The sequence below is a fragment of the Streptomyces sp. NPDC111802 genome (genome assembly GCF_055634335.1).
Window position 1 is genome coordinate 226,785 of sequence record NZ_JBVKCZ010000010.1, and the last position, 13,861, is coordinate 240,645.

Sequence of the window (13,861 nt, forward strand, 5' to 3'; positions counted from 1 at the left end):
GGCTAGCCCCCGGCCACGACGTGGGGCACATGCAGTTTGTCCCAGGACTTCTTGCCGGGCAGGCCGTCCGCGTCCTTGCCCGAGAAACCCAGCTTGCGCTGCCACTTGGAGTAGGACGCCCGGTCCGCGTCGCTCCACTGGAAGTCCGGCCCACCGGGATAGGACGAGCAGCCTTCCTCGATGAGGCGGTAGCCCATGGCCTCGATGATCGGGCTGGTCCTGGTCGGCTGGAAGAAGTCGGGACCAGGGAACGGCTCGTAGCCGACGACCGACTCCGGGGCGGAAACGCGGATGCGCTGTCCGATCTGAATCACGTTCGGATTCGTGATCTCGGGGTTCCACTCCAGGATCTGGGCCAGCGTCAGGCCGTGTGTGGTGGCAATCTTGGTCAGATTGTCACCCTTCTTCGCTACATAGAATTTTGTCTCACCCATATGGCCCACTCTAGTCAGGCATTGACAGACCGCAAACACGGACTCAATTGCGGCTTCAGTTATTTACGCGTCAACCGTCAGATATTCGTGGCGGCGAAGTCCGGTCTAGTCGCCCGGTGCCGGATCCCTTTCGTGAATGCAAAGTCCACGTGGTGCAGACCACGGGGGTCTTCCCATGTGCCCCGGGATGCGTACCGTGTTGGTGCGCATTCATACGAGGCGGAGAGGGGCGACAGTGGCCTTCCTGGGGGACGATCGGGCCGCGGTGCGGTCGGTTACCTGGCAGCTGCACGCCGACCCCATGATGTGGGTCGCCGGAATCCGCGCGCTCTACCTCCAGGCCCTGCACCCCCGAGCCGTACGCGGCGTCATACAGACTTCCGGCGCGACGCCTGGGGCCGTCTGCTGCGCACCGCGAACTTCGTCGGCACCATCACCTACGGCACCACCGAGGCCGCCGAGAAGGCCGGCGCCCGGGTGCGGAGGATCCACAGCATGCTGAGCGCCACCGACCCGGACACGGGGGAGCGGTACGGCGTCGACGAACCCGGCCTGCTGCTGTGGGTGCACTGCGCCGAGATCGACTCCTATCTGCAGGTCGCCCGCCGCTCCGGCATCCGCCTCACCGACGAGCAGGCCGACCGCTACATCGACGAACAGCGCCTCGGCGCCCGTCTGGTGGGCCTCGACCCCGACGCCGTACCGGAGAACCAGGCCGAGATGGCGGCGTACTTCGAGAAGGTGCGCCCCGAGCTCGCGTGCGGACCCGAGGCACGCGCGGTGGACGACTTCCTGCTCCGCCCGCCGACGCATCCCCTTCTCGTCCCGGCGCGCGAGGTGCTGTGGCGGCGCGTGGCGCTCCTCGCGTACGCCGCCCTGCCGCCGTACGCCCACGAGCTGTACGGCAGACCGGCCCCGAAACCCGCCACCGTCACCCGCCAGTTGCGTGTCACGGGCACCCTGCTGCGCGGCATTCCCGCACGTCTGCGCTGGCAACTCCCGCCCAAACACATCCTGCGCGCCATGGCACGACTCGGCCCCGGCTCCCGCCCGGCACCGTACAAACTCGGACGATAGCTCGCCATACTGGACGAGCCGGGGGAGGGTGGGGCGGATCACAACGGGGGGCGAGCGCGGGAGATGGGGGACAGCAGGCTGATCCAGGGCCGGTACCGGCTGCTGGATCCGATCGGGCGCGGCGGTATGGGCGAGGTGTGGCGTGCGCGCGACGAGTCGCTCGGCCGCCATGTCGCCGTGAAGTGCCTCAAGCCGCTGGGACCCCACCACGACCACTCCTTCACCCGTGTCCTGCGGGAGCGGTTTCGCCGCGAGGCCCGGGTGGCGGCGGCCCTGCAGCACCGCGGGGTGACCGTCGTCCATGACTTCGGCGAGTCCGAGGGCGTGCTGTTTCTGGTCATGGAGCTGCTGGAGGGCCGCAACCTCAGCCAGCTGCTGGAGGACAACAAGCACCATCCGCTGCCCGTCCCGGACGTCATCGACATCGCCGACCAGGTCGCCGCCGCCCTCGCCTACACCCACCAGCAGGGCATCGTGCACCGCGACCTGAAACCGGCGAACATCATGCGGCTCGCCGACGGCACGGTGAAGATCTGCGACTTCGGCATAGCGCGTCTCGCCCATGACATCGGCTTCACCTCCCGGCTTACCGGCACCGGCATCGCGATGGGCACCCCGCACTACATGTCGCCGGAGCAGATCGGCGGGGAGGAGGTGGACCAGCGCAGCGACCTGTACTCGCTGGGGTGCGTGCTGTACGAGATCGCCACCGGGGTGCCCCCGTTCGACCTGGACGACCCCTGGGCGATCCTCGTCGGGCACCGCGACACCCCGCCTCGTCCGCCGCGCAGCCACCGCGCCGAACTGCCGGAGTACTTCGAGCAGGTCATCCTCGACCTGCTGGCCAAGCGCCCCGAGGAACGCCCGTACGACGGGCGTGAGTTGGGTCGCCGGATCAGCGTGGGCCGTACGACACCGGTATACGTCCCGACCGTGGTGACCCCGCAATCGGCCGCCCTCCGGCCCCCGGAGCCCATGGCCCGCGAGACGCGCCTGCCGTCCTGGACCCGCGGCATGACCACCGGCCACAAGGCCACTGGAGCCGGACTGCGCACCACACCTCCCGACGCCGCGGCCGGCCTCACCGGCGAGTGGATCCCCCGTCCCATCACGGGCCGGCCCGACGGGACCGCCGTACCCGAGGAGCCGCCCGCCCCGTCCGCGGCGACGCTGACCGCGCTGGCCGGACGGCACAACGCCGGGCTGAGCCTCGGCCGGCTGGGCCGCTGGACCGAGGCGGGCGAGGTGCACCGGGCGGTCGCCGCCGAGCGCGAGCACCTTCTCGGCGCCGACCACCCCGACACCCTCGCCAGCCGCTACGAGGTCGCCTTCACCCTCAGCCGCACCGGCCGCGCCGCCGACGCGCTGCGCGAGTACAAGCACGTCGCCCGCGCCCGCAGCCTCTCCCTCGGTCCGGACCATCCCGACACGCTCGCCGCCCGGCAGGAAATGGCGTACGTGCTGGGCCAGTTGGGTCGCCACTTCGACGCGCACCAGGTCTACGCGTCGGTACTGATCGCCCGTGAGCGCGCCATGGGCCCCGACCACCCCGACACTCTGCGCTGCCGCCACAATCTCGCCTTCAACCTCAGTCGGCTCGGCCGGCTGGAGGACTCGTACCGCATGGCCGACGAGGTCGCCGCCGCCCGCGCCCGCATCCTCGGCCCGCACCACCCCGACACCCTGGTAACCCGCTACGAAGTCGCCTACGCACTGGGCCAGTTGGGGCGCTGGACGGAGGCCCTGCAGACCTACGGCGAGGTCGCCGAGGCTCGCGCCAAGGCCCTCGGCCCCGACCATCCCGACACCCTCGCCGCCCGCTACGAGGTCGGCATCAGCCTCGGCCGGCTCGGCCGCAGCGCGGAGGCGCTGCGGCTCTACCGCGACCTGATCGACGACCGCACCCGCGTGCACGGCCCGGCCCACCCCGAGACCCTGCGCGCCCGCCACGGCCTCGGGGTCAACCTCGGCCGTCTCGGCCGGTGGGAGGAGGCGCTCGCAGAGTCCCGTGACGTGTGCGCGATCCGTGAGCGCGTACTGGGCCACGACCACCCGGACACCCTGGTCAGCCGGCGCGAGGTCGCGGTGAGCCTCGGCTGGCTGGGCCGCTGGCCGGACGCGCTCACCGAGTACCGCAGAGTGGCCGACGCCCGCGAACGCGTCCTCGGCGCCGGCCACCCCGACACCCTCGCCAGCCGCAACGACGAGGCCCACTGCCTGCAACAGCTCGGGCGGGGCGCGGAGGCGGTCGAGCTGTACCGGAGGGTGGCGCTGCTGCGGCAGCAGCGGACGTCCGGCGGCGTGTGAGCCCAGGGGACCACGGCCGGTGACGCCCTCGCGTCCCACCTCTGGCCGACCTAGATCATCACGTGTTACGAAGAACCATGCCTGCACACGAGGGAAACCCGGGACACCGTACGTACGACGCCGTGATCGTCGGCGGAGGCCACAACGGGCTGGTGGCCGCCGCCTACCTGGCCCGCGCCGGACGGTCCGTACTGGTGCTGGAGCGGCTGGACCGCACCGGGGGCGCCGCGGTGTCCACGCGGCCTTTCGCCGGGGTCGACGCGCGGCTCTCCCGTTACTCGTACCTGGTCAGCCTGCTGCCGAAGAAGATCGTGCAGGACCTCGGACTGGCCTTCCGCATCCGCACGCGCGACGTCTCCTCGTACACACCCGTCGAACGGGACGGACGGCCGACCGGGCTGCTCGTGGGCGGCGGCGAGGGACGCACCCGGGAGGCGTTCGCCCGGCTGACGGGCGGACAGCGCGAGTACGAGGCCTGGCAGCGCTTCTACGGCATGACCGGCGAGGTCGCCCAGCGGGTGTTCCCGACGCTCACCGAACCCCTGCCGAGCCGTGCGGAGCTGCGCCGCCTGGTGGACGACGAGGAGGCCTGGCGGACTCTCTTCGAGGAGCCGATCGGCGTCGCGATCGAGGAGCGCTTCACGGACGACCTGGTGCGGGGCGTGGTCCTGACGGACGCCCTGATCGGCACCTTCGCCGACGCCCACGACGCGTCGCTGAAGCAGAACCGCTGCTTCCTCTACCACGTGATCGGCGGCGGCACCGGCGACTGGGACGTCCCCGTCGGCGGCATGGGCGCCCTCACCGACGCCCTGGCCACGGCGGCGCGGGAGGCGGGCGCGGTCATCGTCACCGGGCACGAAGCGGTCCGGATCGACACCGACGGCCGTACGGCGGAGGTCAGCTACCGGACGGCGGACGGCGAGGGAGTCGCCGCCGCCCGGCACGTCCTGGTGAACGCCTCCCCGCAGGCCCTGGCCACCCTCACCGGCGACACGCCCCCGGCTCCCGCCGAGGGCGCCCAGCTCAAGGTGAACATGCTGCTCAAGCGCCTGCCCCGGCTGCGCGACCGCTCCGTCGACCCGCGTGAGGCATTCGCCGGCACCTTCCACATCGCCGAGGGCTACGAACAGCTGGCCACCGCCCACGCCCAGGCAGCCGCCGGGAGACTCCCCGCCGCGCCGCCCTCCGAGATCTACTGCCACTCGCTCACGGACCCGACGATCCTCGGCCCGGACCTCGTCGAGCAGGGCTACCAGACCCTCACCCTCTTCGGGCTGCACACCCCGGCCCGCCTCTTCGAGCGCGACAACGACGCCGTACGCGACGAACTGCTGAAGTCGACGCTCGCCCAGCTCGACGCCCAGCTCGCCGAGCCGAGCGCCGACTGCCTTGCGACAGACGCGGACGGGCGGCCGTGCATCGAGGCCAGGACGCCGCTGGACCTGGAGCGTGACCTGCGACTGCCCGGCGGAAACATCTTCCACCGCGAGCTCGCCTGGCCGTACGCGCAGGAGGGCACCGGTCGCTGGGGCGTGGAGACCCGCCACGCGAACGTGCTGCTGTGCGGGGCGGGCGCGGTACGCGGGGGAGGGGTGAGCGGGGTGCCGGGGCACAACGCGGCGATGGCGGTGCTGGAGGGCGCCGACTAGGCGCCGGCGCCGCCGTCCACCTGGAGGATCACGCCGGTGACATAGGACGCGCGGTCGCTCAGGAGCCAGGCCGCGGCCTGGGCGATCTCCTCCGGGTCGGCGGCCCGGCCCAGCGGGTTCTGTGCGGTGAGCCGGTCGATTATGCCGGGGGAGTCGCTCTCCCACTCGTCGACCATGTCGGTGAGGGTGAGCCCGGGGGCGATGGCGTTGACGCGGATGCCCTCACGGCCGTACGTGACGGCGGCCGACTCGGTCAGGCTGTTGACCGCCCGTTTCAACGCGCCGTACACCGGCAGCTCGGGGTTGGCCGCGAGGCTGCCGACGCTGGAGTTGTTGACGATCGCGCCGCGCCCGGCCGTGGCGCGGATGGCGGCGATCTCGGCCTTCATGGCCAGCCACGGCCCCCTGAGGTTGACGGCGCTGATCCGGTCGAACTCGGCCTCCGACAATTGGTCCATCGGGCCGGGCGGCTGGATCGTCGCGCCGTTGTTGAAGGCGACGTCCAGCCGGCCGTAGAGCTCCACCGCCCGGTCGACGGCGGCCCGGACGCTGCCGGAGTCGGCCAGGTCGCACCGCACATGGTCCGCGGTGCCGCCCGCCGCCCGGATCTCCTCCGTGACCGTTTTGAGCTGTGTCTCCGTGCGGGCCGCCAGGAGCACCCGGGCACCCTCGCGGGCGAACAGCCGAGCGGCGGCGGCGCCGATGCCACGACCGGCGCCGGTGACGAACGCGACCTTGCCGTCGAGCAGACCGGTCGCGGTGACAGATGTGTTGTCCATGCCGTCAAGCCTGCGACCGGCCCCGGGGCTCATCCAGGCACCGGTGGTACCTGGATGAGCCCTGGACGCACGCGCACACTTAAGACGTGGACCGACGACAACTGGCGGACTTCCTGCGCAGCCGGCGCGAGCGCATCGCCCCCGCCGAGGTGGGGCTGCCGACCGGGCCGCGGCGCCGTACGCCGGGGCTGCGCCGCGAGGAGGTGGCACAGCTGGCGTTCATCTCGACCGAGTACTACACCCGGCTGGAGCAGGCCCGCGGCCCGCACCCCTCGCGTGAGGTGCTGGCCCAGCTCGCCCGCGCCCTGCGGCTGTCGGACGCGGAGCGGGCCCATCTGCACCACCTCGCCGGGGCCCCGCCCGGACCGCCGCCGGGACCCTCGCGCGAGGTCCGCCGGAGCATCGTCGACCTGCTGCACCGGCTGCCGAACGCCGCGGCGATCGTGGTCTCGGCCGGATTCGAGATCATCGCCTGGAACGACCTGGCGGCCGCCCTGATGGAGGACTTCTCCGCCCTGCCCCGCCGCGACCGCAACCTCGTCCGGCGCGCCTTCCTCGGACCGCACCCGGAGGGCCGGCGGCTCTACGGCGTGTCGGACGTGGCGGAGTTCGCCAGGAACTCGACGCAGGAACTGCGCGCTGCTGCGGCCCGCTACCCGGACGACCCGGAACTGACCGGACTGGTCCGCGAACTCCTCGACGGCAGTGAGGAGTTCGCCCGGCTGTGGGCTGCCCACGACGTGACCTCCGCACCCACGCTCCGCAAGACCTTCGACCACCCCGTCGTCGGCCCCGTCACGGTCGACTGCGACGTCCTGGACATCTCCGACCGCGACCAGCGGGTCGTCATCTACACCGCCGCCCCCGGATCGCCGTCCGATCAGGCGCTACGGCTGCTGTCCGTCCTCGGTACCGAGCGACTGGACGTACCGGGCTGAGCCGTCAGTCCGCGGCGGCGGTCCAGCCGTTCGCCGTGATCCGCGCCGCGTCCGCGGGCCGGGCCTCGTCGAACAGGGCGGCGCGTGCCGCCTCCACGCGCAGGCCGTCGACGTAGGCCCCGCGCCCCACGTACAGCCGGTCGGTGGCGTACCGCCAGCGGATCGCGAGCTGTTGGTGTGCCGGGAGCCGGGCCGTGAGGCGGTGCCAGACGCGGCCGGACCAGCCGGTGGCCGTGCCGGCCGCGTGGTCCTGGGGCTGTTCGCCGTGGCGGGTCGTCGTGAAGGGGAGCGCCTGCCAGGTGGTGCCGCCGTCGGTCGTCGCCTCCAGGGCGAGGACGTCCGCCTGGGGCTCGGTGTCCCACCACAGGGCGCAGCACAGCCGGGCGTCGCCGGAGGACGTGTCGAGCGCGGGGAGCGTGAGAGTCGCGGTGGTGGCGGTCGCCATTCCCGAGAACCACGCCGTACGGCCGTGCCGTGGGCGGACCGGTACGGCGCGGGCCATGTTGTTCGCGGCGGCGACCCGGGGCGCGGAACCGGAACGCCAACTGCGCACCGGGTGGACCGAGTTGCCGAGGACCACGAGGAAGGAGTCGGTCGTCGGGTCCAGCACCAGCGAGGTGCCGGTGAAGCCGGTGTGCCCCGCGGTGCGCGGGGTGGCCATCGCACCCATGTACCAGTGCTGGTAGAGCTCGAAGCCCAGGCCGTGCTCGTCGCCGGGGAAGGCGGTGTTGAAGTCGGTGAACATCAGCTCCACCGACTCCGGCTCCAGGATGCGCGAGCGGCCGTAGGCGCCGCCGTTGAGCAGTGTCCGGCCGAGGACCGCGAGGTCCCAGGCGTTCGAGAACACCCCCGCGTGGCCGGCGACTCCGCCCAGACTGAACGCGTTCTCGTCGTGGACCTCGCCCCACACCAGACCGCGGTCCAGGCCGGACCAGGGTTTGCGGGCGTCCTCGGTGGCCGCGATCCTCGGCTTCCAGGCGGCGGGCGGGTTGAAACGGGTGCGGCGCATGCCGAGCGGGCCGGTGATCTCGTCGTGGAGGAGCGTGTCGAGTCCGTGCCCGGTGATCTTCTCCAGGACCAGCTGGAGTGAGATCAGGTTCAGGTCCGAGTAGAGATACGTGGAGCCCGGCGGGTTCAGCGGCGCCTCGTTCCAGATGAGCTGGAGCTTCTCCTCGTACGTCGGCGCGGCGTACAGCGGGATCCAGGCGCGGAACCCCGAGGTGTGGGTGAGGAGCTGACGGATGGTGATGTCCTGCTTGCCCGCACGGCCGAAGTCCGGGAGATAGGAGGCGACCGTGGCCTCCAGACCGAGGGCGACCCGCTCGATCTGCTGCACGGCGAGGATCGAGGTGAACAGCTTGGACACCGAAGCCAGATCGAAGACGGTGTCCTCGGCCATGGGGAGCTGCTGGTCTGCCGGGAACTCGACGCCGGTGTCGGTCTTCTCGTCGTACGCCCGATAGCGCACCGCCATCCCGATCGGCTGGTGCAGGGCCACGGTGCCGCCCCGACCGGCGAGCAGGACGGCGCCCGCGTACCAGGGGCGCTTGGGGGAGGGGCCGAGGAACGCCTCGGCGTCGGTGACCAGTTGACGGAGGTGGGCGGGGAGCAGTCCGGCGTGTTCGGGGGAGCCGTGGCGCAAGGTGGTGGCGCGGCGGCCGGAGGAGGCGGCCGCCGGTCCGGCGGGGAAGGGGGCGATGGCCAGGGCACCGCCCAGGGCCAGGACCCCTCTGCCCAGTTGACGCCGAGTCGGTCTGCTGCTGTCGTCCGTCATCGAGGTTCCTCCCGCCGCTTCGGCTGAAAGTATCTTTCCGGGATCACCTTGCGTGGTGAAACTTTCGTGTCAGGAGTTGGCCGTGTCAACGAGGCGGTCACGCAGGGCGCTTTTCAAGAGATCTGACGGTGTATCAGAAAAGGCCTTCCGTCGTCCGGGGGACTGCGGCATCCTGCGCCCATGCAGACGGAGCTGAGCAAGAAACTGGGAGTCGAGCACGCCATTTTCGGCTTCACGCCGTTCCCCGCCGTCGCCGCGGCCATCAGCCGGGCCGGCGGTTTCGGAGTGCTCGGCGCGGTCCGCTACACGGCCCCCGACGACCTCAAGCGCGACCTCGACTGGCTCCAGGCACATGTCGAGGGCCGGCCCTACGGCCTGGACGTCGTCATGCCGGCGAAGAAGGTCGAAGGCGTCACCGAGGCCGATGTCGAGGCGATGATCCCGCAGGGGCACCGGCAGTACGTCAAGGACACCCTCGCCAAGTACGGCGTGCCCGAGCTCGCCGAGGGGGAGGCCTCCGGCTGGCGTATCACCGGATGGATGGAGCAGGTCGCCCGCACCCAGCTCGACGTGGCCTTCGACTACCCGATCAAGCTGCTCGCCAACGCCCTGGGCTCACCGCCCGTGGACGTCGTCGAGCGGGCACACGACCGGGGCGTGCTAGTCGCCGCGCTCGCGGGCAGCGCCCGGCACGCCCGAAAGCACAAGGAGGCGGGCATCGACATCGTCGTCGCCCAGGGCTACGAGGCGGGTGGCCACACAGGTGACATCGCCTCCATGGTTCTCACCCCCGAGGTGGTCGAGGCGGTCGACCCCCTGCCCGTGCTCGCGGCCGGAGGCATCGGCAGCGGCCAACAGGTGGCTGCCGCGCTGAGCCTCGGCGCCCAGGGTGTCTGGTTGGGCTCTATATGGCTGACCACCACAGAAGCCGATCTGCACTCGGCCGCCCTGACCGCCAAGCTGCTGGCCGCCGGCTCCGCCGACACGGTCCGCTCCCGCGCCCTGACCGGAAAGCCCGCACGGCAGCTGCGCACCGAGTGGACCGACGCCTGGGACGACCCGAACGGGCCCGGCACCCTCCCCATGCCCCTGCAGGGACTGCTCGTGGCCGACGCCGTCTCCCGGATCCAGAAGTACGAGGTCGAGCCGCTGCTCGGCACACCCGTCGGTCAGATCGTGGGCCGGATGAACAGCGAACGAAGCGTCCAGGCCGTCTTCGACGACCTCACCCGCGGCTTCGAACGAGCCGTCGACCGCATCAACCGCATCGCCGGAAGGAGCGGCCAGTGACCAGCACGTCCGCGGCACCCGCCGTCAGCACACCGCCCGTCGGCTTCTGGGCCCAGGCCACCGCCGACCCCGACCGCACGGTCCTCGTCGCCCCGGACGGCGAGCGATGGACCGCCGGCCGGCTGCACGCCGCCACCAACCGCCTGGTCCACGGCCTGCGCGCGGCCGGCCTCCAGCGCGGCGACGCCTTCGCGGTCGTCCTCCCCAACGGCGTCGAATTCTTCACGGCGTACCTGGCGGCCTCCCAGGCCGGCTTCTACCTGGTCCCCGTCAACCATCACTTCGTCGGACCCGAGATCGCCTGGATCGTCGCCGACTCCGGCGCCAAAGTGCTCATCTCCCATGAGCGGTTCGCCGACCCCGCCCGCCAGGCCGCCGACGAGGCCGGCCTCCCAGCCACCCACCGCTACGCCGTCGGCGAGGTCGAGGGCTTCCGGCCGTGGGCCGAACTCCTCGACGGACAACCGCAGTCCGCGCCCGCCGACCGCACGCTCGGCTGGGTCATGAACTACACCTCGGGCACCACCGGCCGCCCCCGAGGCATCCGCCGCCCCCTGCCCGGCAAGCCCCCCGAGGAGGCCTACCTGGGCGGCTTCCTCGGCATCTTCGGCATCAAGCCGTTCGACGACAATGTGCACCTCGTCTGCTCGCCGCTGTACCACACCGCGGTGCTCCAGTTCGCGGGCGCTTCCCTCCACATAGGGCACCGGCTGGTGCTGATGGACAAGTGGACACCCGAGGAGATGCTCCGCGTCATCGACACCCACAAGTGCACACACACTCATATGGTCCCAACACAGTTCCACCGCCTGCTGGCGCTCCCGGAAGAGACACGCTCCCGCTACGACGTCTCGTCCATGCGGCACGCCATCCACGGGGCCGCCCCCTGCCCCGACCATGTGAAGCGGGCGATGCTGGACTGGTGGGGCCCCTGTGTGGAGGAGAACTACGCCGCCAGTGAGGGCGGTGGCGCGTTCGCGACCGCCGAGGACTGGCTGAAGAAGCCCGGCACGGTCGGCAAGGCCTGGCCGATCAGCGAACTCGCCATCTTCGACGACGACGGCAAGCGGCTCCCGCCCGGCGAACTCGGCACCGTCTACCTGAAGATGAACACCGGCGGCTTCGCCTACCACAAGGACGAGGCCAAGACGAAGAAGAACCGCATCGGCGACTTCTTCACCGTCGGCGACCTCGGCTACCTCGACGAGGACGGCTATCTCTTCCTCCGCGACCGCAAGATCGACATGATCATCTCCGGCGGGGTCAACATCTACCCGGCCGAGATCGAGTCCGTTCTGCTGGCCCACCCCGCCGTCGCGGACGCCGCCGCCTTCGGCATCCCCCACGACGACTGGGGCGAGGAGGTCAAGGCCGTCGTCGAACCGGCCCCCGGCCACGAGCCCGGACCCGCCCTCGCCACCACGATCCTCGACCACTGCGCCGGGCAACTCGCCGGCTACAAACGCCCCAAGAGCGTCGACTTCATCGCCGAGATGCCGCGCGATCCCAACGGAAAGCTGTACAAGCGGCGGTTGCGGGATCCGTACTGGGAGGGACGCACGCGGCCCATGTGACGTCAAGGACGCATACGAGGAGGAGTCTCCAGAGCCCTGGCGAGCCCTGCCGCGTCGGTGCCGATCTTGCGGTAGACGCTGGACAGCAACTGCCGCACCCCTTGCTCGGTCAGGTGCAGATCCTTGGCGATCACTGCCACCGGGCTGCCCTCGACGGCCAGTTCGGCCGTACGGCGTTCCCGCGCGGTCAGTGCGTCCGCCTGCACGTAGCGCAGGGGCAGCGGGCGCAGACCGGCCGCCGAGAGCTCCTCCCTGGCGCGGGCGGCGAGTGCCTCGGCCCCGCAGTGGACGGCGCCTTCCAGTCCTTGGTAGAGCCGGTCGGCGGCCTCCTGGAGCCGCCCGTTGCGGGACAGCGCGGCGCCGTGGCCGACCTGGGCGCGAGCGAGTTCGTAGGAGGCGGGCGACTGCTCCAGGTGGTCGACCGCCTCCGCGTACAGGTCGAGCGCCGCCGGCCCGCCCGTCACCTCGGCGAGGGTGTGGAGGGCCTGCCCGACGGTGGAGGCGGCGCCGAAGTCCCGGGCGCGGCGGACGGCGTCCTGGGCGTGGGCGATCGCCGCCTCCGGGTCGGTGGGGGCGAGCGCGGTCGCGAGCCGCAGCTGCCACGGACACCAGGCCGGGTTGCGCCAGGCCCGCCCGTCCAGCCAGTCCCCGACCGCGGACAGCAGCGCCGCCGCTTCCGAGTGCCGTCCCTCCGCCAGGAGCAGTTCCGCGTACACGGTGCGCGGGTCGGGATAGATGATGGCGTTCGGAGCCATGTCGCCGAAGTGGTGGTCGTCGGCGAGTGCGCGAGCCTCGGCGACGCGCCCACGGGCCAGCAACGTCTGGATCAGGACGCTGACGCCGTACCACTGGGCGGCCACGACGCCCTCCACCTTGTCGGCGATGCGCAGGCCTTCCCGGACCAGGTCCTCGGCTTCGGCCAGACAGCCGCGGTGGTAGCGGACATAGCCGGCGATGGTCTGGCCGAAGGCCAGATGGGAGCCGTGCCAGCCCTTGCTCGCGCACTCGGCGATCCCCTTCTCGAACAACTCCTCGGCCCGTCGCGGCTGGTCGCCGTACATGAACACCAGGGCGACCGAAAGGGGCACCTCGAAGCCCCGGTTCTCATCGGTCCAACTCATGCCGCCGCGCAGGGACTTCTCCGCATACATGAGGGCGGTCTGCCGCGGTTCGCCGCGCAGGACGGCATCCCAGGCCCGCAGTCCCAGGATGTAGCGCTCCTCCAGGCTGCGGCCGGGCAGCTGTTCGGCCAGCCGCGCCAGCGTCCGGGAGCGGGCGGGCGAGTCGGGATCGTCGGCGCGCATCGTGCTCCAGACGAACTGATCCGCCTGCATACGCAGCTTGACGCGCGGATTCGCGGCCTGCCGGGCCTCCTCGGCGGCCACGGTCACGGCCTCGGCCATCCGGTCGGTGTGGGCGAGCGCCGTCGTCAGCCGATAGACGATGGAGGCACGCAGGTCGGGGTCGACCTCGGGCTCCGCCAGCGCCTGGCGGAGGTGCCGCACCGTGGCCGTGGGCTCGATCAGGAACGTGGCGCAGGCGAGTTCGTGCAGGACCGCGGCACGGTCCTCGGGCAGGGGCGGCTCCTGCAGCGCGCGGGTCAGCAGGCGCCGGGCGGCCTCGGTCGCCCCGGCGCGCAGGTACTCGCGAGCGGCCTCACGCAGACATTCGACCGTCTCGGGGCTGCCCTCGCAGGGCACCTCCAGCAGATGCCTGGCGGCGACGGTGGGGCCGTATCCCGCGTTGAGGACGGCATCCGCGGCCGCGTTGTGCAGACCGGCCCGGAAGCCCGAGCGGATGGACCGGTAGATCGTCGTGGCGATCAGCGGGTGAACGAACTCGAGCTCACCGTCCGGGCCATGGCCGTCGGTCAGGATCCGGGCCGCGCGCAGCTTCTGGGCCGCCTCGGCGGCGGTCTCGTCGCCGAGCACCGCGATGGTCGCGGCGAGCTGGGGTGAGAAGGGCGAACCCAGCACGGCGGCCGAATGCGCGAAGCGGATGGTCGCGGTGTCGAGGTCCTCCAGACGTTCGATCAG

9 protein-coding genes and 1 pseudogene are annotated in these 13,861 nt (G+C 71.6%); 6 read left to right on the top strand and 4 right to left on the bottom strand.

What is annotated here, in order from left to right:
• Positions 1-2: 2 nt before the first annotated feature.
• Positions 3-434, bottom strand: a complete 432-nt coding sequence (locus ACZ7NC_RS13770) for a peptidoglycan-binding protein (protein WP_471487863.1) — start codon at positions 432-434, stop codon at positions 3-5.
• Between the two features lie 301 nt (positions 435-735).
• On the opposite strand from ACZ7NC_RS13770, the pseudogene ACZ7NC_RS13775 reads away from it, so the two are divergent.
• The 3 genes and pseudogenes from ACZ7NC_RS13775 to ACZ7NC_RS13785 all read left to right on the top strand — a co-directional run bounded on the left by ACZ7NC_RS13775 (position 736) and on the right by ACZ7NC_RS13785 (position 5,470).
• Positions 736-1,511 (top strand): annotated as a pseudogene (locus ACZ7NC_RS13775) (oxygenase MpaB family protein).
• A gap of 63 nt (positions 1,512-1,574) precedes the next feature.
• Positions 1,575-3,818 (top strand): serine/threonine-protein kinase, encoded by a 2,244-nt coding sequence (locus ACZ7NC_RS13780; RefSeq protein ID WP_471487864.1) that lies wholly within the window; start codon positions 1,575-1,577, stop codon positions 3,816-3,818.
• A 77-nt stretch (positions 3,819-3,895) separates the two neighbouring features.
• Positions 3,896-5,470 carry a phytoene desaturase family protein gene (locus tag ACZ7NC_RS13785; RefSeq protein WP_471487866.1) on the top strand — a complete coding sequence of 525 codons (1,575 nt, stop codon included), beginning with the start codon at positions 3,896-3,898 and terminating at the stop codon, positions 5,468-5,470.
• On the opposite strand, the gene ACZ7NC_RS13790 is transcribed toward ACZ7NC_RS13785, so the two are convergent.
• A complete protein-coding gene (locus tag ACZ7NC_RS13790; RefSeq protein ID WP_471487868.1) occupies positions 5,467-6,282 on the bottom strand; it encodes an SDR family NAD(P)-dependent oxidoreductase in 816 nt (271 codons plus the stop codon). The two genes, ACZ7NC_RS13785 and ACZ7NC_RS13790, sit on opposite strands and share 4 nt — an antisense overlap.
• 53 nt (positions 6,283-6,335) lie before the next feature.
• Here ACZ7NC_RS13790 and ACZ7NC_RS13795 point away from each other — a divergent pair, with 53 nt between their 5' ends.
• Positions 6,336-7,187, top strand: a complete 852-nt coding sequence (locus tag ACZ7NC_RS13795; RefSeq protein ID WP_471487869.1) for a helix-turn-helix transcriptional regulator — start codon at positions 6,336-6,338, stop codon at positions 7,185-7,187.
• A gap of 4 nt (positions 7,188-7,191) precedes the next feature.
• Here the strand turns inward: ACZ7NC_RS13795 and ACZ7NC_RS13800 are convergent, their stop codons facing one another.
• Positions 7,192-8,961, bottom strand: a complete 1,770-nt coding sequence (locus tag ACZ7NC_RS13800; RefSeq protein WP_471487870.1) for a serine hydrolase domain-containing protein — start codon at positions 8,959-8,961, stop codon at positions 7,192-7,194.
• Between the two features lie 180 nt (positions 8,962-9,141).
• Between ACZ7NC_RS13800 and ACZ7NC_RS13805 the strand changes: the two genes are divergently transcribed.
• Both ACZ7NC_RS13805 and ACZ7NC_RS13810 read left to right on the top strand, forming a co-directional pair.
• Complete coding sequence (locus tag ACZ7NC_RS13805) at positions 9,142-10,251, top strand: NAD(P)H-dependent flavin oxidoreductase (protein WP_471487872.1); 1,110 nt, start codon at positions 9,142-9,144, stop codon at positions 10,249-10,251.
• Positions 10,248-11,825: an acyl-CoA synthetase gene (locus ACZ7NC_RS13810; RefSeq protein WP_471487874.1), complete on the top strand. Its 1,578-nt coding sequence runs from the start codon at positions 10,248-10,250 to the stop codon at positions 11,823-11,825. The genes ACZ7NC_RS13805 and ACZ7NC_RS13810 overlap by 4 nt, the downstream gene beginning before the upstream one ends.
• Positions 11,826-11,827: 2 nt before the next feature.
• On the opposite strand, the gene ACZ7NC_RS13815 is transcribed toward ACZ7NC_RS13810, so the two are convergent.
• On the bottom strand, positions 11,828-13,861 hold a 2,034-nt coding region (locus ACZ7NC_RS13815; protein WP_471487875.1), incomplete at its 5' end, for a LuxR C-terminal-related transcriptional regulator.